This is a genomic window from Paenibacillus sp. BK033 (assembly GCF_004345425.1).
In the GTDB taxonomy this organism is placed as follows: domain Bacteria; phylum Bacillota; class Bacilli; order Paenibacillales; family Paenibacillaceae; genus Pristimantibacillus.
In genome coordinates this window covers 98,672-120,399 of the sequence record NZ_SLVP01000002.1, presented here as the reverse complement: position 1 = coordinate 120,399, position 21,728 = coordinate 98,672, and the positions used below count along the sequence as shown (strand labels likewise).

At 51.9% G+C, this 21,728-nt stretch carries 21 protein-coding genes; 20 read left to right on the top strand and 1 reads right to left on the bottom strand.

Annotated elements, in window-relative coordinates; genetic code table 11:
• Nucleotides 1–86 precede the first annotated feature (86 nt).
• The 18 genes from EV294_RS07725 to EV294_RS07640 all read left to right on the top strand — a co-directional run bounded on the left by EV294_RS07725 (nt 87) and on the right by EV294_RS07640 (nt 18,248).
• Nucleotides 87–338 carry a DUF3243 domain-containing protein gene (locus EV294_RS07725; protein WP_132305540.1) on the top strand — a complete coding sequence of 84 codons (252 nt, stop codon included), beginning with the start codon at nt 87–89 and terminating at the stop codon, nt 336–338.
• A gap of 148 nt (nt 339–486) precedes the next feature.
• A complete protein-coding gene (locus EV294_RS07720) occupies nt 487–1,257 on the top strand; it encodes a DUF3388 domain-containing protein (protein WP_132305538.1) in 771 nt (256 codons plus the stop codon).
• Nucleotides 1,258–1,275: 18 nt separating this feature from the next.
• Nucleotides 1,276–2,214 (top strand): helix-turn-helix domain-containing protein, encoded by a 939-nt coding sequence (locus tag EV294_RS07715; protein ID WP_132305536.1) that lies wholly within the window; start codon nt 1,276–1,278, stop codon nt 2,212–2,214.
• Between the two features lie 35 nt (nt 2,215–2,249).
• The gene (locus EV294_RS07710) at nt 2,250–2,741 is read left to right on the top strand and encodes a YajQ family cyclic di-GMP-binding protein (RefSeq protein ID WP_132305534.1); all 492 of its coding nucleotides are present in this window, start codon (nt 2,250–2,252) and stop codon (nt 2,739–2,741) included.
• 206 nt (nt 2,742–2,947) lie between these two features.
• A complete protein-coding gene (pgsA, locus tag EV294_RS07705; RefSeq protein WP_127495768.1) occupies nt 2,948–3,526 on the top strand; it encodes a CDP-diacylglycerol--glycerol-3-phosphate 3-phosphatidyltransferase in 579 nt (192 codons plus the stop codon).
• A 91-nt stretch (nt 3,527–3,617) separates the two neighbouring features.
• Nucleotides 3,618–4,868: a competence/damage-inducible protein A gene (locus EV294_RS07700; RefSeq protein WP_132305532.1), complete on the top strand. Its 1,251-nt coding sequence runs from the start codon at nt 3,618–3,620 to the stop codon at nt 4,866–4,868.
• A 287-nt stretch (nt 4,869–5,155) separates the two neighbouring features.
• Nucleotides 5,156–6,211: a recombinase RecA gene (recA, locus tag EV294_RS07695; protein ID WP_132305530.1), complete on the top strand. Its 1,056-nt coding sequence runs from the start codon at nt 5,156–5,158 to the stop codon at nt 6,209–6,211.
• A 74-nt stretch (nt 6,212–6,285) separates the two neighbouring features.
• Nucleotides 6,286–6,966, top strand: coding sequence for a RecX family transcriptional regulator (locus EV294_RS07690; RefSeq protein ID WP_132305528.1), 681 nt, complete (start codon nt 6,286–6,288; stop codon nt 6,964–6,966).
• A gap of 181 nt (nt 6,967–7,147) precedes the next feature.
• Nucleotides 7,148–8,689 (top strand): ribonuclease Y, encoded by a 1,542-nt coding sequence (rny, locus tag EV294_RS07685; protein ID WP_132305526.1) that lies wholly within the window; start codon nt 7,148–7,150, stop codon nt 8,687–8,689.
• A 149-nt stretch (nt 8,690–8,838) separates the two neighbouring features.
• Entirely contained in the window at nt 8,839–9,636 is a 798-nt protein-coding gene (locus EV294_RS07680; RefSeq protein ID WP_132305524.1) for a TIGR00282 family metallophosphoesterase, read from the top strand.
• A gap of 139 nt (nt 9,637–9,775) precedes the next feature.
• Nucleotides 9,776–10,036, top strand: coding sequence for a stage V sporulation protein S (locus tag EV294_RS07675; RefSeq protein ID WP_005550495.1), 261 nt, complete (start codon nt 9,776–9,778; stop codon nt 10,034–10,036).
• Between the two features lie 109 nt (nt 10,037–10,145).
• Nucleotides 10,146–11,090, top strand: a complete 945-nt coding sequence (locus tag EV294_RS07670; RefSeq protein ID WP_132305522.1) for a dipeptidase — start codon at nt 10,146–10,148, stop codon at nt 11,088–11,090.
• A gap of 198 nt (nt 11,091–11,288) precedes the next feature.
• Nucleotides 11,289–13,022 carry a 2-oxoacid:acceptor oxidoreductase subunit alpha gene (locus tag EV294_RS07665; protein ID WP_132305520.1) on the top strand — a complete coding sequence of 578 codons (1,734 nt, stop codon included), beginning with the start codon at nt 11,289–11,291 and terminating at the stop codon, nt 13,020–13,022.
• A gap of 2 nt (nt 13,023–13,024) precedes the next feature.
• Nucleotides 13,025–13,891 carry a 2-oxoacid:ferredoxin oxidoreductase subunit beta gene (locus EV294_RS07660; RefSeq protein WP_132305518.1) on the top strand — a complete coding sequence of 289 codons (867 nt, stop codon included), beginning with the start codon at nt 13,025–13,027 and terminating at the stop codon, nt 13,889–13,891.
• Between the two features lie 177 nt (nt 13,892–14,068).
• Nucleotides 14,069–14,644, top strand: a complete 576-nt coding sequence (pduL, locus tag EV294_RS07655; protein ID WP_132305516.1) for a phosphate propanoyltransferase — start codon at nt 14,069–14,071, stop codon at nt 14,642–14,644.
• Between the two features lie 185 nt (nt 14,645–14,829).
• Nucleotides 14,830–16,407, top strand: a complete 1,578-nt coding sequence (gene miaB / locus EV294_RS07650) for a tRNA (N6-isopentenyl adenosine(37)-C2)-methylthiotransferase MiaB (protein WP_132305514.1) — start codon at nt 14,830–14,832, stop codon at nt 16,405–16,407.
• Between the two features lie 31 nt (nt 16,408–16,438).
• Nucleotides 16,439–16,930, top strand: a complete 492-nt coding sequence (locus EV294_RS07645; RefSeq protein ID WP_132305512.1) for a YlbF/YmcA family competence regulator — start codon at nt 16,439–16,441, stop codon at nt 16,928–16,930.
• A 154-nt stretch (nt 16,931–17,084) separates the two neighbouring features.
• Nucleotides 17,085–18,248 carry an iron-containing alcohol dehydrogenase gene (locus EV294_RS07640; RefSeq protein ID WP_132305510.1) on the top strand — a complete coding sequence of 388 codons (1,164 nt, stop codon included), beginning with the start codon at nt 17,085–17,087 and terminating at the stop codon, nt 18,246–18,248.
• A 199-nt stretch (nt 18,249–18,447) separates the two neighbouring features.
• Here EV294_RS07640 and EV294_RS07635 read toward each other — a convergent pair whose 3' ends face one another.
• Nucleotides 18,448–19,065: a biotin transporter BioY gene (locus tag EV294_RS07635; protein WP_132305508.1), complete on the bottom strand. Its 618-nt coding sequence runs from the start codon at nt 19,063–19,065 to the stop codon at nt 18,448–18,450.
• A gap of 113 nt (nt 19,066–19,178) precedes the next feature.
• Between EV294_RS07635 and EV294_RS07630 the strand changes: the two genes are divergently transcribed.
• On the top strand, nt 19,179–20,024 hold the full coding sequence (locus EV294_RS07630) for an ATP-binding cassette domain-containing protein (protein ID WP_132305506.1): 846 nt from the start codon (nt 19,179–19,181) through the stop codon (nt 20,022–20,024).
• Nucleotides 20,021–21,724, top strand: coding sequence for an ATP-binding cassette domain-containing protein (locus tag EV294_RS07625; protein WP_132305504.1), 1,704 nt, complete (start codon nt 20,021–20,023; stop codon nt 21,722–21,724). The genes EV294_RS07630 and EV294_RS07625 overlap by 4 nt, the downstream gene beginning before the upstream one ends.
• The last annotated feature ends 4 nt before the right edge of the window (nt 21,725–21,728 follow it).

Here is a 21,728-nt window from a genome sequence, read left to right as displayed (position 1 = left end):
TATAATTCGTTTCGCCTCTACGCAGAATAACATTTGTTGAGTGCTACACTCTTCTCAAAATGTACTTATCCAGGAGGCGAAATAAAATGTCAAACGTTCTTTCTAGTTTCGACAATTGGAAAGAGTTTTTGTCGGACCGCGTGGCACAAGCCAAAAACAACGGGATGTCTGAAGAGACCATTAAAAATTTGGCTTACGAGATTGGTTCCTTCCTCGACGAGAAGGTTGACCCTAAAAATGAGCAGCAGCGTGTACTGAAGCAGCTATGGGATGCGGGCGACGAGCATGAACGCAAAACGGTAGCCGGTCTTATGGTAAAGCTGGTCGAACAAACTTAATTGCTCGCATCTGCAGAAAAGCCTCCCAATTTGGAGGCTTTTCTGCAATGTCTGCGAATAGGTTGCAGGAATGTGACGAAAATTGTAGAATAAATTTTTATAAGCGAGTCAATCAAATGGGATTGGTGACAACAAGGGACGGTGTGAAATGGCAAAGCAGCAATACTATATGGAATACAAAATACATAAGAACCGGCCGGGTCTTCTCGGCGATATCGCATCACTGCTAGGTATGCTTGAGGTAAACATTATGACGATTAACGGCGTAGAGGACCGTACGCGCGGCATGCTGCTCCAGACGGATGACGAAGAAAAAATCGTCCTGCTCGGCAAAATGCTGCAGAAGGTGGATAACATCACGGTTAACAAGCTTCGTACGCCTACGATCGTTGACATATTGGCTGTCCGTCACGGACGTTATATCGAACGTGACTCGGATGACCGCAAAACTTTCCGTTTTACAAGGGACGAGCTAGGTATTTTGGTTGATTTTCTCGGGGAAGTGTTTAAACGGGACGGCAATCAGGTTATTGGTTTGCGTGGCATGCCGCGTGTAGGCAAGACGGAGTCGATTATTGCCGGGAGCGTATGCTCCAACAAGCGATGGACCTTTGTATCGTCGACTTTGCTGAGACAAACCGTACGCAGCCAGCTGTCCGAGGACGAAATGAATGACAACAACATTTTTATCATTGACGGTATCGTAAGCACAATTCGCTCCAACGAGAAGCACTACTCGCTGCTGCAGGAAATTATGGCGATGCCTTCCACGAAGGTTATTGAGCATCCGGATATCTTTATTAAGGAATCGCAATACGATTACAGCCATTTTGACATGATTATCGAGCTGCGAAATACACCTGACGAAGAGATTACATACGAATCATTTACGGCCAATTATTCCGATAATGAATTCTAGCAGAGAGGAGTAGACACCATGTCAGATTTAGGAGCGTTGCTTCGCAAAGCAAGGGAAGAGCGCGGATTAACGCTTGATGATGTTCAAGAGATTACGAAAATACGCAAGCGCTACTTGGAAGCGATCGAGAGCGGCGACCACAGCGTGCTGCCGGGAACGTTCTATTTACGCGCTTTTGTGAAAAATTACTGCGATGCCGTCGGACTGGATGCGGACGAAGTTCTTCGGCTGTACCAGCACGAGATTCCGGCTTCCGTTACGGATCAAATTGTGGAAGCCGTTCCGGCCAGACAGCCTAAGCGGGTTCGCACCCGTTCATCGGAGCGGATCAGCAAGCTCGGCTTCAACATAATGATGTGGTCCTTCCTGATCCTCATCGTAGTTGTCGTGTGGGTTTATTTCGTTAATCAGAAAGCCGATGATCCAGACGAAATCGACAATACGAATATTACCGATCAGGCTTCGCCGGCTCCGCCAACCCAGTCGCCAAATTCGTCGAACGGCGGCGGAACAACTACACCATCGGCAACGCCTACGCCAACTCCGAGCCAATCGCCAACTACCGTGACGTTCTCGTCCAAGGTTGGCAAGGTTGATCATTACGATGTCGCGCCGGCAGGCGTGCTCCATAAAGTAGAGATCAAAATTTCCGGCGGGCCAAGCTGGACGGAAGTGCGTTCGGGAAGCTCTTCCGGCAAAGCGATTATTTCGGAGACGGCTCCGGACGGCTCGGCCTTCACTTATGATCTGGATCAACCGCTTTACATTAATGTCGGGCGTGCCGACCTGAGCTCGATTACCGTCGATGGCGTGCAAATCAACGACGGCGACCGCGCAGGTTCCAAGAAAATCCAGCTGAACCCGGCAGAGGGTACCGGTGGAACGGAAGGGACTTCAACTCAAAGTCCGGACAATTCTTCCACGCCTGGGGATTCGGCAGGTACGGAGAATCAGTAAGGAACGAAATAGATGCAAAGGGAGAGTTATAAACGATGAGTTCTGAAAGTTCGTTTGATATTGTTTCGAAGATGGATATGCAAGAGCTTAACAATGCGATTCAGCAAGCGGAGCGGGAGATTGAGACACGCTTCGACTTCAAAGGCAGCAAAAGCAGCATTAAGCTTGAAAAAGAAGAGCTTGTTGTGGTTTCCGATGACGACTTCAAGCTGGAAAGCGTTCTTGATATTTTGAAATCGAAGATGGTCAAGCGCGGCGTTCCGATTAAAAACCTGGAATACGGCAAGGTTGAATCGGCTTCGGCGAGCACCGTACGTCAGCGCATTAAGCTGAAATCGGGCATCGATCAGGACAATGCCAAAAAAATCAATATTCTGATCCGGGATTCGAAGATTAAAGTGAAAAGCCAGATTCAAGGCGACCAAATCCGCGTAACCGGCAAAAGCCGCGATGATTTGCAAGCCGTTATGGCTCTTCTTCGAGGAGCGGATTTGACAGTCGAGCTGCAGTTCACCAATTACCGTTAATAAGCCCTTTCCGGCCCTTCGCTGCCTCGTCCAATCAGGCAAGAAGGGCTTTCGCTCTATGACGTTCGTTATTTTGACATAGGAAATGGCATGTATTATACTTGGTTAGATAGTTTTGGAAACGATCCGGGGGACATACATATGACAGTACAAGCAATCATGCATCAATGCAGGAACACGGCTAGACGGTCCGGGGGTGTGAACGAATGAACCTGGCAAATAGAATTACGCTGGCCAGAATTATTTTAGTGCCGATCATAATGGTATTTCTGCTCGTTAATATCGATATTAAGCCTCTTGCGTTCGGCGATGATTACTCCATTACATACAATCAGATTATAGCGGCTATAATCTTTATCATAGCGGCTAGCACCGACGGTCTCGATGGCTATATCGCCAGAAAGAACAAGATCGTAACCAACCTGGGCAAGCTTCTCGATCCGCTGGCGGACAAGCTGCTTGTGGCTGCTGTTCTGATCTCGCTTGTCCAAATGGATAAGCTGGCGGCATGGATGGCCATCATTATCATTAGCCGCGAATTCGCGGTAACGGGTCTGCGTCAGATTGCCTTGCTGGAAGGAAGCGTAATGGCCGCTAGCAAATGGGGCAAATGGAAAACAGCCGTGCAAATCACGATGATCATTTCCCTTCTGCTCAACAACTTCCCGTTTACGTTCATCGATTTTCCGTTTGACGATATCGTAAGCTGGATTGCCGTTATTATTACGGTATATTCCGGATTCGACTATTTCTTCAAGAACAAACATTTGATTCCTGTGCAATAATCAGGATCATATAAGCAACAATAAAGCATCTTTCCATTCCTGGAGAGGTGCTTTTGCTTCCTAATGCTGCTGACTCGAAGGGGGAAATCGCATGAAAGCTGAAATTATCGCAGTAGGTACCGAGCTGCTGCTCGGTCAAATCGTAAACACGAACGCGCAATACTTATCCAGAAAGCTTGCATCGCTTGGCATTGATGTTTACTTCCAGACGGTCGTCGGCGATAACCCGAACCGGATCCGCCAAGCGATCGAGATTGCCCGTCAGCGAGCAGACCTGCTCGTGTTTACCGGCGGGCTTGGACCTACGCAGGATGACCTGACCAAGGATGTTCTCGCGGATTATCTGAACCTCGGTTTATCCCTCCATCAGCCGTCCATGGACAAAATCGAGCAGATGTTCAGCTCGCGCGGCATCCACATGGTAGAGAGCAACCGGAGACAAGCGCTGATGATTGACGGCAGCGCTCCGATTGACAATGAAGCCGGTCTCGCCGTCGGCAACGGCCTTTCCGAGGACGGGACGCATTATTTGCTGCTGCCCGGGCCTCCGCGCGAGATGAAGCCCATGATGGAGGGGCCGGCGTCGGAATGGCTTCGGTCTATTCTGGGAGCAGAGGAACCGCTTTATTCGAGATTGCTTATGTTTGCGGGGATCGGAGAATCGACGCTTGAAGCAAAGCTGATTGATATCATTGAAGCTCAATCTGATCCTACGATCGCGCCTTATGCGAAAGAAGGCGAGGTCGCCATTCGGGTATCGACAAAAGCGGCGAACGAGGCCGATGCAATAGTCAAATTGGATCAAACCGTCGAAGCGATCAAGCAGCGGGTTGGCGAGTACTTATACGCGCAGGACGAGATTACGCTGGAAGAACAGGTCGTGCAGCTGCTTCGGACATCAAGAAGAAAGCTTTCGACTGCCGAGAGCATCAGCGGAGGCTTGCTTGCGGAGCTTATTTCCGGCATTCCCGGAAGCAGCGGAGAATATTCCGGAGGCGTTGTTACTTATACGAACGAGATGAAGCATAAGCTGCTAGGCATCCCGATGGCCCAATTGGAAGGAGACGGCGCGCCGGGAGCCATCAGCGAGTCGACGGCGGCGTTGATGGCCGAACGCGTCAGACAGATCGGAGATTCCGATTTCGGCGTGTCGTTGACCGGGGTGGCCGGTCCGTCGCAGGCGGAAGGCAAGCCGGTTGGGCTGGTTTATTATGCGGTTGCCGAGAGGGGCAAACCGACGGCCGTATTTACCGGCCATTTCACGGGTACCCGCGCCATCATCCGCATTCGCGCGGTTAAGGCTGCATTGTATCAATTGTGGTTGAAGCTTCGCGAACAATAATTTGTCGGATTAACGCGAAAAATACTTGCCTGTTTGTACCATTTCCGCTATAATTGGTTTCATGCGGAAGAACCGTGGCGAAGATTACTTTGCTGCGGTTTTTTTATGTCTATTTTTAGATTTCTTGACGAATCGCGCTTTGCTGCCCAATATGGCAAAAGCCCTTTCGCCATGCGTCTGGAAAGGACGTGGAAATAAAAAAGACGAATGTATGTTCGAAAAAAAGCTTGGCATTTGAGCAGAAAAAAGGTATCATACAATTATAAATAACGAAGGATGTGAGTAGCTTGTCGGATCGTCGTGCTGCTTTGGAGATGGCTTTACGCCAAATTGAGAAGCAATTTGGTAAAGGCTCCATCATGAAATTAGGGGAATCCACACATATGCAAGTTGAGACCGTGCCAAGCGGTTCAATTGCTTTAGATATTGCTCTTGGAATCGGCGGTATGCCAAGAGGCCGTATTATTGAATGCTATGGACCGGAATCTTCCGGTAAAACTACCGTTGCGCTTCACGCTATTGCGGAAGTACAGCGGATCGGCGGACAAGCTGCATTTATCGATGCGGAGCATGCGCTTGATCCATTGTACGCGAGCAAGCTTGGCGTAAATATCGATGAGCTGCTGTTGTCGCAGCCGGATACGGGCGAGCAGGCGCTTGAGATCGCGGAAGCTCTTGTACGAAGCGGCGCAGTTGACATTATCGTTATCGACTCGGTAGCAGCGCTTGTACCGAAAGCAGAGATTGAAGGCGATATGGGGGATTCCCATGTTGGTCTGCAGGCACGTCTGATGTCGCAAGCTTTGCGTAAACTGGGTGGCGCGATCAGCAAGTCGAAGACAATCGCCATCTTTATTAACCAATTGCGCGAGAAAGTCGGCGTGATGTTCGGTAACCCGGAGACTACGCCTGGCGGCCGTGCACTGAAGTTCTATTCCAGCGTGCGTCTGGAAGTGCGTCGCATTGAAACGATCAAGCAAGGCAACGATATGGTTGGTAACCGTACGCGGATTAAAGTCGTGAAGAACAAGGTAGCTCCTCCGTTCAAGCAAGCGGAGGTTGACATCATGTACGGCGAAGGCATTTCGAGAGAAGGCAGCCTCGTAGATATTGGCGTAGAGATGGATATCGTTCAGAAGAGCGGTGCTTGGTTCTCCTACAATGGCGACCGTCTCGGTCAAGGCCGCGAGAATGCGAAGCAATTCCTGAAGGATCATCCGGAGGTAGCTGCCGTTATCGAGAAACAAATCCGCGAGCAAAGCAATTTGTCCGCTTCCGCGCAGCCTGCTAACTTCTCGCAGGATGACGATGATGACTTTGATGAGTCGGAACTTGACGATTAATAAATAAGGAAGAAGCAGCGCCGTCCCTTCGAGGACGGCGCTGCTTCTTTGCAAGGAGACGGGGTGTAAAAAGCATGTTAATCGAGATTTCCGCGGTGGAGCAGGACCGCAAGGACCGCAAACGATACCATATCTATACGAACGGCGTTGAAGAGCCTCTGTTATCTGTTCATGAAGATCTTCTTATTAAATTCCGGCTATTTAAAGGGACGGAGCTGACCAGCGAAGCTATTGCGGAGATTGCCGATGAGGATGAAAGATACCACGCCTATGCGTTAGCTATCGCCTACCTCGGCATAAAAGCAAGAACCCGCAAGCAGATCGAGCAATATTTGCTCCGCAAGGAATTTGAACCTGAACCAATTGCGTATGCGCTTGAACGTTTAGAATCGGAGCATATTGTTGATGATGGAGAGTATGCGCGGCATTTCGCCAAGCAGCGTATCCGTTACAGTCAGAAGGGCAGCCGTTGGATCAGGCAGGAGCTGCAGCAGCGGGGAGTATCGAGGGAGGCGGCTTCCGAAGCGCTTGATTCGATCGACAAGGATGACGAGCTTGCGTCGGCTGTACATGCGGCGAAGAAGAAATGGCGTTCTCTCAAAGGCGAGAACAGAGAGAAACGGCAGAAACTGATGGCCTTTTTAATGCGTCGGGGCTTTCCTTCGGATGTCGTGAAACAAGCGGCAAAAGCGGCTATAGATGAAGCGGAATTCGAGCAGGCGGATGAGGATGAAGGGCTTTTGCTTGACAATTGATTTTGCCAAAAGATAAAATAAAATTGTATTCCTTTTATATCAAATCAATTTTCCTTCCAAAAGTTGATTTGAAACGATTATTTTCGTCAATAAGTTAGAGAATCAATCGGTATGGAAACCGGCTAAAAACCTAATATCATCCCAAGCTTGCCTTGGTGAATGCAACGAGGAGGTGAACAAGATGGACCCTATTTGGACGGTGTTGATCTGTCTCGTTGTTGGCGTTATTTTCTTTGGGATTGGTTATTTTATTCGCAAGTCGATTGCCGAGGCCAAAATTTCCAGCGCTGAGCAAGCTGCTGTTCAAATCGTAGAGAATGCGAAGAAGGAAGCAGAAGCCCAGAAGAAGGAAACGGTGCTCGAAGCAAAAGATGAAATCCACAAACTCCGTACGGAGGCTGAAAAAGACATCCGTGAGCGGCGTAACGAGTCATTGCGTCAAGAAAGACGCTTGCTCCAGAAAGAGGAGTCGCTGGATAAAAAGATAGAAGCGCTCGAACGCAAAGAAGAGTTAGTGGCCAACAAAGAGAAACGGATCGATGAAACACAAGAACAAATTGAATCCATTTACAAGCAGCAGTTAAGTGAATTGGAGCGCATCTCCAGCTTAACGATGGAGGATGCGAAGTCGATTATTTTGTCGAATGTGGAGCAGGAAGTGCGTCACGAAACGGCACAGATGATCAAGGAGATCGAGCAGCAAGCGAAAGAAGAAGCCGATAAGAAGGCACGCGATATTATTTCGCTCGCTATCCAACGTTGTGCGGCAGATCACGTTGCAGAAACGACGGTATCCGTTGTTACCTTGCCTAACGAAGAGATGAAAGGCCGCATTATCGGGCGTGAGGGCCGTAATATCCGTGCACTCGAAACATTGACCGGTATCGATCTGATTATCGACGATACACCGGAAGCGGTCATCCTGTCAGGCTTTGACCCGATTAGACGCGAAATTGCCCGAACTTCCCTTGAGAAGCTTGTTGCAGATGGACGTATTCATCCGGCTCGAATCGAAGAGATGGTCGAGAAGTCCCGCAAGGAAGTGGACGAGCGTATCCGTGAATACGGTGAGCAGGCTACTTTCGAGGTTGGGGTTCATGGTTTGCACCCTGATTTGATTAAAATTCTGGGACGTCTCAAGTACCGGACAAGCTACGGTCAGAACGTATTGAAGCACTCGATGGAGGTTGCTTATCTGACGGGGCTTATGGCTGCAGAGCTTGGCGAAGACATTACGCTTGCCAAGCGAGCGGGTCTTTTGCACGATATCGGCAAAGCGCTTGACCACGAGGTTGAGGGCTCTCACGTCGAGATCGGCGTAGAGCTGGCGAAGAAGTACAAGGAGCATCCTGTTGTGATCAACAGTATCGCTTCCCACCACGGCGACGTGGAGGCGACTTCCGTTATCGCGATGCTCGTCGGCGCAGCAGACGCCTTGTCTGCCGCTCGTCCTGGCGCACGCCGCGAAACGCTTGAAACGTACATCAAACGTCTGGAGAAGCTGGAAGATATTTCGGAGTCGTTCGACGGCGTCGAGAAATCTTACGCAATTCAAGCAGGACGCGAAGTACGCGTTATGGTTCAGCCTGAGAAGATCGACGATACGGAAGCATTCCGGCTTGCACGAGACATTACGAAGAAGATCGAGAGTGAACTCGATTATCCGGGACATATTAAGGTTACGGTTATTCGTGAGACCCGTGCAGTTGAATATGCGAAGTAGATCACATGCAAAAAGGCAAGTTGAAACGGCTATCGCCCTCCTTAGGCGGGGAAGCGCGTATCAATCCGGAGAATTCTAAGCCTTAGAATTCAAGAACGAAAAGTGGCTGCTTGTCAGCCACTTTTTTTGCATACTAAAGGAGTGGCAGAGTGAACGTATTATTTATTGGCGATATCGTAGGAAGCGTAGGACGCAAAGCGTTAAAGCAGGTGCTGCCGGCACTGAGAAGCAAGTACAACCCGCATATTATTATCGTGAACGGCGAGAACGCCGCAGCGGGCCGGGGCATTACGCATGCGATTGCCCGGGAGTTTTTCGAATGGGGCGTTCACGGCATTACGATGGGCAATCATACTTGGGACAACAAGGATATTTTCGAGTGGATCGACGAAGAGCCGCGAATGGTCCGTCCGGCCAATTTCCCGGAAGGCACGCCGGGCCAAGGTCTCGCGCTAATCAAAGCCAACGGCAAGCAGCTTGCTATCATTAATTTGCAAGGCCGGACCTTCCTGCCTCCGATTGACTGCCCGTTCCGGAAAGCGGAAGAGCTTATTGAGCAAGCGAAAGAAAAAACCAAAAACATTTTGGTGGATTTCCATGCGGAAGCAACCTCCGAGAAAATTGCGATGGGCTGGCATTTGGCTGGCCAGGCTTCAATCGTGGTAGGTACGCATACGCATGTGCAAACCAACGATGACCGGATTCTGCCGGGCGGAACGGCTTACTTGACGGACGTAGGTATGACAGGACCTCGCGACGGCGTTCTTGGTATGGAACGCAACGCTGTCCTGCACAAGTTCTTAACCCAGCTGCCAACTCGCTTTGTCGTGGATGAAGGCGACTGGCATTTGCATGCGGTATCGGTGCAGATTGACGATGCAACGGGGCAAGCGACCAAAATCCAGAAAATTCGCCTTACCGAAGACGACTGGCTGCTCATGCAGTAGTTATATGAATATTCTAAAAGTTTAGTCAATTCAGAATTGATATGAAAGTTATTGCGGTGATAGCAGGAATTTTTTAACCTCTCTCGAATACTATCTAAATAGTGGAATCCATCCATCATTCCCGAGGAGGTCCTTTTTCATGGAAGTATTAAAAGTTTCAGCAAAGTCCAATCCAAATTCCGTTGCAGGTGCGCTAGCCGGAGTTTTGCGTGAACGCGGCGCCGCTGAATTGCAAGCCATCGGGGCGGGTGCACTCAATCAAGCGATCAAGGCGGTAGCGATTGCTCGAGGATTCGTAGCTCCAAGCGGGGTGGATTTGATTTGCGTACCGGCATTTACTGACATTGTCATTGATGGAGAAGATCGAACAGCGATTAAACTGATTGTTGAACCTAGGTAATATCTAACCGAGCAAGGCTGGATGGTACCGGGTATTTGAACCTGTTTACGAAGTAGACAGGTTTTTTGCTTTGTTGATGCTGGCGGAGTAAGGGAGAGGTGATCGAATCGTGTCCTATGGCATAGCGGATTTTCATTGCGATGTATTAAGCAAGCTGCTTGCGCATCCGAATCTGACTTTTCAAGAAAGTGAACCGGGTCTGCTGGACGTAACGTATGAACGGTTGAAGGAATCGGGAGCCGTCCTGCAGACCTTTGCGGTATACATACCGGAGAAGCTGAACGGTTCTATCGAGCCCATACTGGAATGTATTGACCATTTCTACGAGAAGGTGCTGGCTTGTCCGGATATGATGCTGATCCGGAGTCAATCCGATCTGGCGGAAAGCCTCGCTGCAGGCAAGATCGGCGCTTTGCTCTCGCTTGAAGGCGTTGACGGCCTGCAAGGCAGCATGCCGATTCTAAGACTCCTTTACCGCCTCGGCGTGCGTGCGGCAGGATTGACCTGGAACCATGCGAACTGGGCCGCAGACGGCGTTATGGAGGCCCGTGGAGGCGGTCTGACGGCCAAGGGTAAAGACTTTGTCGCCGAATGCGACAAGCTGGGCATACTTGTTGATGTGTCTCACCTGTCCGAAAAAGCCTTTTGGGATGTGGCTGACCTGGCTGCGAAGACGATTATTGCCTCGCACTCCAATGCAAAGGCGCTTCTCAATCATCCACGCAATCTGACGGATGACCAGATAAAGGCGATCATTGCGCTGCAGGGTCTAGTCGGCATTACTTACGTGCCTTGGTTTGTAGCGGAAGGGGAGAAGACAACGGTTGATGACGTGTTAAGGCACATCGATCATGTCGGCGGGCTTGGCGGGGAGCGCCATATTATGCTTGGTTCCGACTTTGACGGAATCGACAAATATGTGAACGGGCTGACTCATCCCGGAGAGGTGTACAGGCTGCGGGAAGCGCTGCTGAAAAACTATTCGGAGGAGCAGACCAAGCGGTTTCTTTCGGGTAATGCGCTTTCATTTTTAAGCGTAAATCTCCCGGCATAACAAGCGGCTCGAAACAAATCTGAATATGGTATATATACAATCGAAAATCATTATCATTCATTAAACGTTTACATCTTGCAATTTTCAAACCGCACCTTTACACTTGGTTTGACTGTTCATTCATTATATAAATTATTGTTGGATAACTGCCTTAGTAATGTACGCGGCTTAAGCCATCAAAAAGAGGAGATGGGCGTTTTGATTAGTCAATTGTCTTGGAAGATCGGAGGGCAACAAGGGGAAGGCGTCGAAAGTACGGACCGTATTTTTTCCACGGCGCTTAACCGGCTTGGGTATTACCTATACGGATATCGTCATTTCTCGTCTCGGATCAAGGGCGGACATACAAATAATAAAATTCGAATCAGCACATATCCGATCCGGGCGATCTCCGATGATCTGGACATCCTCGTGGCGTTCGACCAAGAAAGCATAGATTTGAACGCAAAAGAGCTTCGCAGCGGTGGCGTAATCGTGGCAGATGCGAAGTTTAATCCCGTTGTGCCGGAAGGGATCGACGCGCGTCTGTTCGCCGTTCCGATTACGGCAATGGCGGAGGAACTCGGTACTTCCCTGATGAAGAACATGGTTGCTTCGGGCGCATCCTGGGCTTTGCTCGGTTTGCCTCTCGAGGTATTTAATAAAGCGGTAGAAGAAGAATTCGGACGCAAGGGCGCGGCAGTCGTAGAGAAAAACATCGAAGCGGTTAAGCAAGGCGCCGAGTTCGTATTGGAGCAAGCGGGCGGACCGCTTAACGAATTCAAGCTGGAGGAGGCCGACGGCCGCCAGAAGCTGTTCATGATCGGCAACGAAGCGATTGGCCTTGGCTGTCTGGCTGCAGGCTGCCGCTTGATGTCCGCATATCCGATTACTCCGGCATCCGAGATTATGGAATACCTGATTAAAAAGCTGCCGGCGCTTGGCGGCACCGTCGTTCAGACGGAGGACGAAATCGCCGCGGTTACGATGGCGATTGGCGCCAACTACGCAGGCGTACGCACGATGACGGCTTCTGCCGGCCCTGGCCTGTCTCTAATGATGGAGGCGATTGGTCTTGCCGGTATGACCGAAACTCCGCTTGTTATCGTGGATACGCAGCGCGGCGGGCCTTCGACGGGTCTGCCTACCAAGCAGGAGCAATCCGACCTGAACGCCATGGTTTACGGAACGCATGGCGAGATTCCGAAGATCGTTATCGCCCCGGCTTCTATCGAAGACTGCTTCCACGATATGATCGAAGCCTTCAATCTGGCGGAGCAATATCAGGTGCCGGTTATCGTAATGACGGATCTTCAGCTGTCGCTCGGCAAGCAGTCCTGCGAACCGTTTGATTTCAACTCGATTCAAATCAACCGCGGCAAGCTTGTTCAGGAAGCGCCGGAGCTCGAGCCGCAGCAGCTCTTCAAGCGTTACGAATTGACGGAAGACGGCATTTCGCCGCGCGTCCTGCCTGGCGCGAAGCACGGCATCCACCACGTAACCGGCGTTGAGCATGACGAAACGGGCCGTCCCTCCGAAAGCGCGGTTAACCGTCAGAAGATGATGGATAAACGTCTCAACAAGCTGAACGGCTTGCAAATTCGCGAAGGTCTCCGCATCGATGCGCCAAACGAAACGCCGGATCTTCTCGTTATCGGCATGGGTTCTACGGGCGGAACGATTGATCAGGCCCGCGGATGGCTGGCAAACGACGGCATTACTTCGAATCATATTACGATCCGTCAAATTCATCCGTTCCCGGCGGAGCAGCTCATTCCTCATCTGCAGCAGGCGAAGAAAGTGGTCGTTATCGAGAACAACGCGACCGCACAGCTTGCCGGCCAGATCAAGATGCATGCGGGCTTCGCGGAAAAAATCCGCAACCTGTTGAAATATGACGGTAATCCGTTCCTGCCATCGGAAGTTTATAAAGCGTGCAAGGAGTTGGACTAATCATGGCAACATTCAAAGAGTTTCGAAATAATGTGAAGCCGAACTGGTGCCCGGGCTGCGGAGACTTCTCCATCCAAGCCGCTATTCAGCGCGCGGCGGCGAACGTGGGCCTAGAACCGGAAGAACTCGCGGTCATTTCGGGTATCGGCTGCTCCGGCCGTATTTCCGGCTATATCAACGCCTACGGCCTTCACGGGATTCATGGCCGCGCGCTCCCAATCGCGCAAGGCGTCAAGCTTGCCAACCGGGAGCTCACCGTTATCGCATCGGGCGGCGACGGAGACGGCTTTGCGATCGGCATGGGCCATACCGTCCATGCTATCCGCCGTAACCTGAATATTACGTATATCGTTATGGATAACCAGATTTACGGTCTGACCAAAGGCCAGACATCGCCGCGCAGCGCGGAAGGCTTCAAAACGAAGTCGACCCCGGAAGGATCGATCGAATCCACTTTGTCGCCGCTTGAAATTGCGATGTCGGCCGGCGCAACGTTTGTTGCCCAATCGTTCTCGAGCGATTTGAAGCAGCTGACGGCTCTGATCGAAGCGGGTATCAAGCATGAGGGCTTCTCCTTGATCAACGTGTTCAGCCCGTGCGTTACCTTCAACAAAATAAACACGTACGACTGGTTCAAACAAAACATCGTAAACCTGGAGCAGTTCCCTGATTACGATCCTTCGAACCGCATTATGGCGATGAACAAGATCATGGAAACGGAAGGCATGCTGACGGGTCTGATCTATCAGAACACGCAGCGCAAATCGTATGAGGACATGATCAGCGGCTTTGGCGCGGAAGCTCTTGCGAAGAAGGATCTTTCTTTGTCGGAAGAACAGTTCAATAAACTTGTTGCCGAATTTAAATAAGTGTATGATGGGCATACGGCATTTTTATCTGCCGTATGCTTTTTTTAAAATATAAGGAAGTATAGTTTTTTTCTATACGATGCTTATATTTCATTCGCGGAACGCATGCTGCCCTCCTAAGGACGGCGCAGCCGTTTACGCTTGTAACCATACATAGATACAAAGGAGTAGAAACATATGGAACAAAAAATGGTGCCCGTTGGCGTATCGGCAAGACATATTCACCTCTCTGCGGAGCATGTCGCTATATTGTTTGGAGAAGGCAGCGAGCTTACGGAAGCAAAACCGTTGTCCCAGCCGGGGCAATACGCGGCGAACGAGACGGTTGCGGTAATCGGTCCGAAAGGCTCTTTCCCGAAAGTAAGAATTTTGGGTCCGGTCCGCAAAGCTACCCAGCTGGAAGTATCGCGTACGGATGCTTTTGCCCTTGGCATTAACCCGCCCGTCAGGGAATCCGGCAACATTCAAGGCTCCGCAGGCATCACGCTCAAAGGACCGGCAGGCGAGGTTACGATCGAGGAGGGCGTTATCGTTGCGGCCCGCCACATTCATTTCCATACGAGCGACGCGGAAAAATGGGGCATTGCGGACAAGCAGCACCTGAAGGTTCGTTTCCAAGGCGAGCGCGGAGTTGTATTCGAGCAGGTTATTGCGCGCGTATCGCCGGATTTTGCGCTGGATATGCATATTGATACCGATGAAGCGAATGCGGCAGGCATCAAAAATGGCGATACAGCCGAAATTATCGAATAGAGGCCTGTCATAGGCTGTTTAAGAAGGCTGACAAGCGGTCCCGTACCGCTGTCGGCCTTTTTCGTATAGTCGCCATGAAATGGATATCCTTGCTATAGTTGTGCTATAATTTTTTATTGGGCAAAGGTATGTTTAATCAATGGGGCAAACCGCAATATTTCATGTAGAGGGAAGTGTGAACAACCATGTCTAAGGGGAACCCGAAAGCTCAAACCGACAAGGTTAAAGACTACTCCAAATACTTTGACTTCTCGGATGCTAAGGTGCTTAGTGAGGAAGACGGGGTAACGACCTACCGCATTAAAGGCAGGAACGTACAGATCAACTCCACTCCGAACTATAAAGACGAAAAGAAACGCGGTAAAGAAGACATAGAGGTTCATTACGATTTCTCGATTCCCGAGGAGCTGCAAACCATCGGTAAAGGGAAATTCTATTTAATACAAACATACGGCTGCCAAATGAACGAGCATGACACGGAAGTGATGAAGGGCATGTTCGAGGAGATGGGGTATACCGGAACCGAAGACCGCCAGCAGGCGGATGTCATTCTTCTGAATACCTGCGCGATCCGCGAGAATGCCGAGGATAAAGTATTCGGCGAGCTCGGGCATCTCAAAACCTTGAAGCAGCAAAAGCCGGAGCTGCTGCTGGGCGTATGCGGCTGTATGTCGCAGGAAGAGTCGGTGGTGGGCAAAATTCTGCAAAAGCATGCTTTCGTGGATATGATCTTTGGCACGCATAATATTCACCGTCTGCCTCAGCTTCTGCAAAACGCTTACTTCAGCAAAGAAATGGTAGTCGAGGTATGGTCCAAGGAAGGCGACATCATCGAGAATATGCCGAAGAAGCGGGACGGCATGCGGGCATGGGTGAATATCATGTATGGCTGCGACAAGTTCTGCACGTATTGCATCGTACCCTACACGCGGGGCAAAGAGAGAAGCCGCCGGCCGGAGGATGTTATTGCGGAGGTGCGCGAGCTGGCACGTCAAGGCTTTAAAGAGATTACCTTGCTAGGGCAAAATGTAAACGCCTACGGAAAAGATTTCGAAGACATCTCTTATCGCTTTGGCGATTTGATGCATGACATGTCCAAAATCGATATTCCTCGCGTTCGCTTTACGACAAGCCATCCGCGGGATTTCGACGATCATCTGGTCGAGGTGCTGGCGCAAGGCGGCAATCTGGTCGAACATATCCACCTGCCGATTCAATCCGGCAGCACGGAAGTGCTCAAGCGGATGAGCCGCAAGTACTCCCGGGAGCAAATACTTGAGCTTGCAGCGAAAATCAAGCGGGAAATTCCGAATGTCTCTCTCTCAACGGACATTATCGTAGGCTTCCCGGGCGAAACGGACGAACAATTCGAGGATACGATGACCTTGGTTCGCCAGGTCGGCTTTGATTTTGCCTATACTTTCATCTATTCGCCGCGGGAAGGCACACCTGCTGCCGCTATGGAAGACAACGTGCCGATGGAAGTGAAGAAGAAGCGCCTGCAGCGGCTGAACGAGCTGATGGCCGAGCTGGGCCGCAGAAGCAATGAGCGGATGGAAGGCGAGATTGTGGAAGTGCTCGTGGAAGGCGAGAGCAAGAATAATCCGAATATTTTGGCCGGCCGGACGCGAACGAATAAGCTCGTGCATTTGGAAGGTCCAAAAGAATGGATCGGACAATTCATACAAGTTCGTGTAACGGAAGCAAAAACATGGTATATTAGAGCAGAACCGTTGGCGAGTTCCGCCAGCAACGTATCCTAAAAGCGACTCATATTAGTGGGAGAGATGATAGATGTCCGAACAACAGACCGCAGTTAATTCGCAGCACCACCATGACCATGACCATGACCATGACCATGGCTGCAATGTTCCGAAATTCAATACCCGCGATCTTCTGGTCCGCGAAGATATTATGCAAAAGGCGAAGGAGCTGGCTGATCTTATCTTTACTTCCGAGGAAGTCCAGCATTACCGCCGGGCCGAGAAGCAGATTCAAGGCAATGAACGCGTCCAATCGCTGATCTCGCTTATCAAGAAGAAGCAAAAAGAAGTCGTTGCCTTCGAAACAACGTTCAAAAACGAGCAAATGGTGAAAAAAATCGAAGGCGAAATGGAAGTGCTGCAGGACGAGCTGGACGGTATTCCAATCGTATCGGAGTTCCAGCAAAGCCAATCCGACATCAACTATTTGCTGCAGCTGGTCATTTCGATCGTACGCGATACGGTATCCGAGAAAATCAATGTCGAAGACGCTACGGTGGAAGCGCCGGCTGAATGCGACTAGAATAAAGAGAGAGGCGATTCTGCATCGGATCGCTTCTCTTTATTTTTCCCTATAATTTCGGCGGAGACTCTCATAATAAAGACGGGATTGTGCCAAAATGAACTGTCGGAGCATTTAAGCCTTAAAAACCAATTAGAAGAGGAGAAATACGATTATGTATCCATTTACATACTACAATCCGACCCGCCTGCACTTCGGTGAAGGGCAATTAAAGCAGCTCCCCGTCGAAGCGGCAAAGCTGGGAAAACGCGTGCTGCTTGTCTATGGCGGCGGAAGCATTAAGCGAAACGGTCTTTACGAGCAAGTACTCGCCAAGCTGGATGAAGCGGGTTGTACGGTTACCGAGTTAAGCGGCGTTGAACCTAATCCGCGTCTGTCGACGGTGCACCGCGGAGCCGAGCTGTGCCGCTCCGAGTCGATTGACTGGGTGCTGGCCGTTGGCGGCGGCAGTACCATTGACTGCGCGAAAGCCATTATTATCTCCGCGAAATACGAGGGCAGCTTCTGGGACGTCGTAACGCGCAAGGCGAAGCCCGAAGCAGCGCTTCCGCTTGGCACCGTGCTCACGCTTGCGGCAACGGGCTCCGAAATGAACTCCGGTTCGGTTATTACCAATCAAGAGACGCTGGAGAAGCATGGCTGGGGCAACGTTTTGGCTTATCCAACGTTCTCCATTCTGGATCCGGTATTTACGGCCAGCGCGCCAAAAGACCATACGGTCTATGGCATGGTGGATATGATGGCTCACGTACTGGAGCAGTATTTCCATCATGACGCGAATACACCGGTGCAGGACGGCTTCTGCGAAACGATTCTGCGCACCGTAATTGCGACAGCTCCAGGCCTCGTGAACGATCTGACAAACGTGAAGCTGCGCGAGACGATTCTGTATTGCGGCACGATGGCTCTGAACGGAACGCTGTCTATGGGCGTTATCGGCGACTGGGCGAACCATGACATGGAGCATGCGGTGTCTGCGGTGTACGACATTCCGCACGGCGGCGGTCTTGCCATTCTGTTCCCGAATTGGATGAACTATGTGGTGGAGGAAAACGTGGCACGCTTCAAGCAGTTCGCGGTCAATGTATTCGGGGTGAATGCCGATGGCCGCAGCGACCTTGAAGTAGCCCGCGAAGGGATTGCGAAGCTGCGCGAGTTCTGGAATTCGATCGGCGCTCCGTCGCGCCTCGCGGACTACGAGATCGACGACAGCAGACTGGAAGAGATGGCGGAGAAAACAACCGGAAGCGGTACCCGCGGCAACTTCCGCAAGCTGACGAAGGAAGATGTTGTGGCGATCTATCGATTGTCTCTGTAAAGATATAAGCCAGCTGGGCAGATTAGGGCGAGAACCTGGTCTGCCTCTTTTTTTTGGGCGGAATGCAGGGATTTTTCAGTTTTAAATCGTACGGTTAAGTCGGACTTTCATTCCTTAATGGGGTTAATTAAAGGCATGCGCAAAAAAGCGGCTGTGCAGGATAAGTCCTGGCGCAGCCGCTTTTGCATGTACTATTTTATTAAATGGTAGTGTGGAGCTGGCTGCCTTCCTGTTCGGAATGGATTGACGATTGAATTCTCAGAATGTATGGTTTGAGAGACAGTACGATAACTGCCGCAACAAAGGATTTAACGGCGTCACCGGGAAGGTAAGGGTAACACCCGGCCGTCATGGCTTTGCCAAAGCCAAGGCCCGTTACATGCATCAGCCAGGGCACGCCCGGCACATAAGTAAGGAAAGAGCCGAACAGCTCGAACACGATAAACAAAGCGATAAATCCAACAATCCGGTTGCGCATGAGAGCTTCGCTGCGGAAGAGAGCTTGCGTCGCAAAGCCGATCAGCAGAGCGCAGAACGGGAAGGCAAAGATAAATCCGCCGGTTGCTCCGGTCAGCGTCTCAAGACCGCCTCTGCCGCTTAATAGAGGAAGGCCTGTCGCGGTTAGGGCAATTACGATCCAAAGCGAGATAAAGCTTTTGCGAGGGCCCAGAATCGCTCCCGCTAACGTGACTGCAAGCGTCTGAAGGGTAATAGGCACATAAGAACCCACTTTGATCTGAATGGCGCTCATTACGATGAAGAGAGCTGCGAATAAGGCGATAAATACGGTGCCTCGAATATTACTGCCGGTGCGCATGGTAGATCGACTCCTTTGGTGATTGCAATTTAATTGTTAACCATTTATATTTTATTAAGGTTAACAAATCGGATTTTAGCACAGCTTTTTCATTTGGGGAAGAGGTAGAAGAAATGTTTTCGGAAAAAAATTTGGCAGAGCTGACCAATGTGTCAGTTCAGCCTCTTGCTTACGGGGAGCAAATGAAGGCCCAGCCTTTCCTGCTGCGCAACGTGTCGGCGACGATTGCAGAAGGGGAATGGATTAACCTGATCGGTAGGAACGGAAGCGGGAAAAGCACGCTGGCGAGGCTAATCGCCGGTTTCGGCGCTTTTCGGATTGTAGGCGGGGTTGAGAAGGATCAAGCCCGGTTCATAACGGGTCAGGTTCCAATGGTGCTGCAGCAGCCGGATGCGTCCATGGTGGGTTCAACACCTTGGGAGGATATCGTGATGATGCTCGAGCAGCATGGCGTCGACGGCAGCAGGATTGCGGGGCTCTCAGAGGCTGCCCTTCGTCAGACCGGTCTGCATTCGCGCATGCATCAACCGGTAGAAACCTTGTCCGGCGGTCAGAAGCAGCTGACGGCTATAGCGGGCTGTCTCGCCGTGCAAACGCCGATGCTTATTCTGGATGAAGTTACGGCTATGCTGGATCCCGAAGCCTGCATAAGTGTAATGGCTAAGGTTAGAGAGCTGAACAGCGGCGGAGTAACGGTCATCTGGATAACGCAGAAGCTGGAGGAGCTTGCTGCCGGCGACCGCGTCCTGGCGCTGGAGCAAGGAGAGCTCCGGTTCGATGGAACCGCAGAGAAGCTGTTCGAACGTTGCTCTGCCGAGGGAAGCAGTCCATGCGAGGAGCTGGGCTTTTCAGCTCCTTACGTCATTCGGACGGCTTGGGAGCTCGAGAAGCTTGGACTAAAGCTGCAGCCGCTGCCTATGACGTCAGAAATGCTTGTTAAGGCGGTGACAACGGTATGACAGAAGATTGGAAGCTGAAGCAGGTATCGGTTGCCGCGGCCCATGAGCCGGACAAGCTGCTGTTAAGCGAGATTAACCTGACCTTCCGAAAAGGAGCTATTACGCTGCTTGTCGGACATAATGGCTCGGGCAAATCAACGCTGCTCGAGACGATGGCGGGTTTGCGCCGATTAGCCGGCGGGAAAATCGGTCAGGGAAATGAAAACTTATGGATGAACGAGGGGAAAAAGCAGCGGTTGAATAAGTCGATTGTGCTTCGGACGGGCATTGCGCTTCAGCAATCCGAATCGCAATGGTTTGCGTCGACGGCAAGGGAAGAGTTCGAATATTCGTTGAAGCCTTACGGGCTGAATGCCGAAGAGAAGGCTAGCAGAATCGAAAAAGCAATGGAGCAGGCGGGACTGCCAAGGGAGCTGCTGTTGCGCGATCCTTGGACGCTAAGCGGCGGGCAGCAGCGAAGGCTTGCCATGGCCTGCCTGTTGGCATGCGAGCCGGAATGGCTGCTGCTCGACGAGCCGACGGCGGGGTTGGACGCCGACGGCATCCGCCGCTTATGCGCGATGCTGGACGCGCACAGGGCGGCGGGGCGCGGAGCGGTCGTGGCCACGCACGACCTCGACGCGCTGCTGCCGCTTGCGGACGAGGTCGCCGTGCTTGCCGGCGGCTCCGTCCGCGAAGCGGCTCCGGCGGCCTCGTGGGCGGAGAACCGCGCCCACGAGGCCGCCGCGCCGCAGGCGCAGCGCGCGCTGGCGCAGCTGCGCGCGGCCGGCTTTGCGCCGCCGGCTGCGCCAGGCGGCGCGCCTTGGCCGGCGCCGCGCGAGCTCGCGGCGCTGCTGGCGGCGCAGCGCGCCGCCCACGGCGCAAGGACGGCGGAACGCCCGTCCTTGCAAGCCGCTGCCGCAAGCGCTGCTGCCGATACGCCCGCAGCAGCGCTTGCTTCGCCGCAGGCTCCGCCCGCTGCGGCTCCAACCCAAGGGCTCGCTGCGCGGTTCGATCCGCGGGCGTTAATCGCCGCGTACCTCTTGCTCGCCACGACCGTCCTGCTCCAGCGCAGCTGGGCCGGGCTGGCAGTCGCCGCGGTCATCTCCCTCGCGGTTCTGATCCCGCTGCGGGCGCAAATAAGGCCCTGGATGAAAGCCATCCGGGCCTACGTGATCATGACGGCGGTGATCGCCATTATATCGGGCGTGCATTTTAGCCCGTTTGCCTTCGAATGGGAGGCGGCCCTCCAGACGATTCAGCGCTTCAGCGGTTTGCTGCTCGTGATGATGCTGGGCTTGCCGCTTATGGGACTCGTGACGCCGCTGCGGGTCCAGCGCAGCCTGGAGCAGACGTTTGGCTGGCTGAGCCGCTTCAAAGTCCCCGTGGCGTCCGTGGCGCTAACGGTAACCTTGATCTTCCGCTTTATTCCGCTGCTTGCGGGGGAATGGGAGCGTTACGTCAAGATCGCGCATGCGAGGGGCAAAGTCACAACGGCCGTAGGCTCGCTACCGTTCCGGATGCTGCTGCCTGCCATGGTGCCGTACATCCGTTCCTTGCTGCGTTTGGCCGAGCAGATGTCGGATGCGCTGGAAGCCCGCGGAATCGGGCATCCGCTTGCGAAGCCAACGCACGGCCTCCGGCTGAAGTTCAGCCGGGAGGATATAAGTATCGTCTTTTCCGCGGCTGTCGCCGCTATCATTCTCTTTTTAATCAGATAATGGC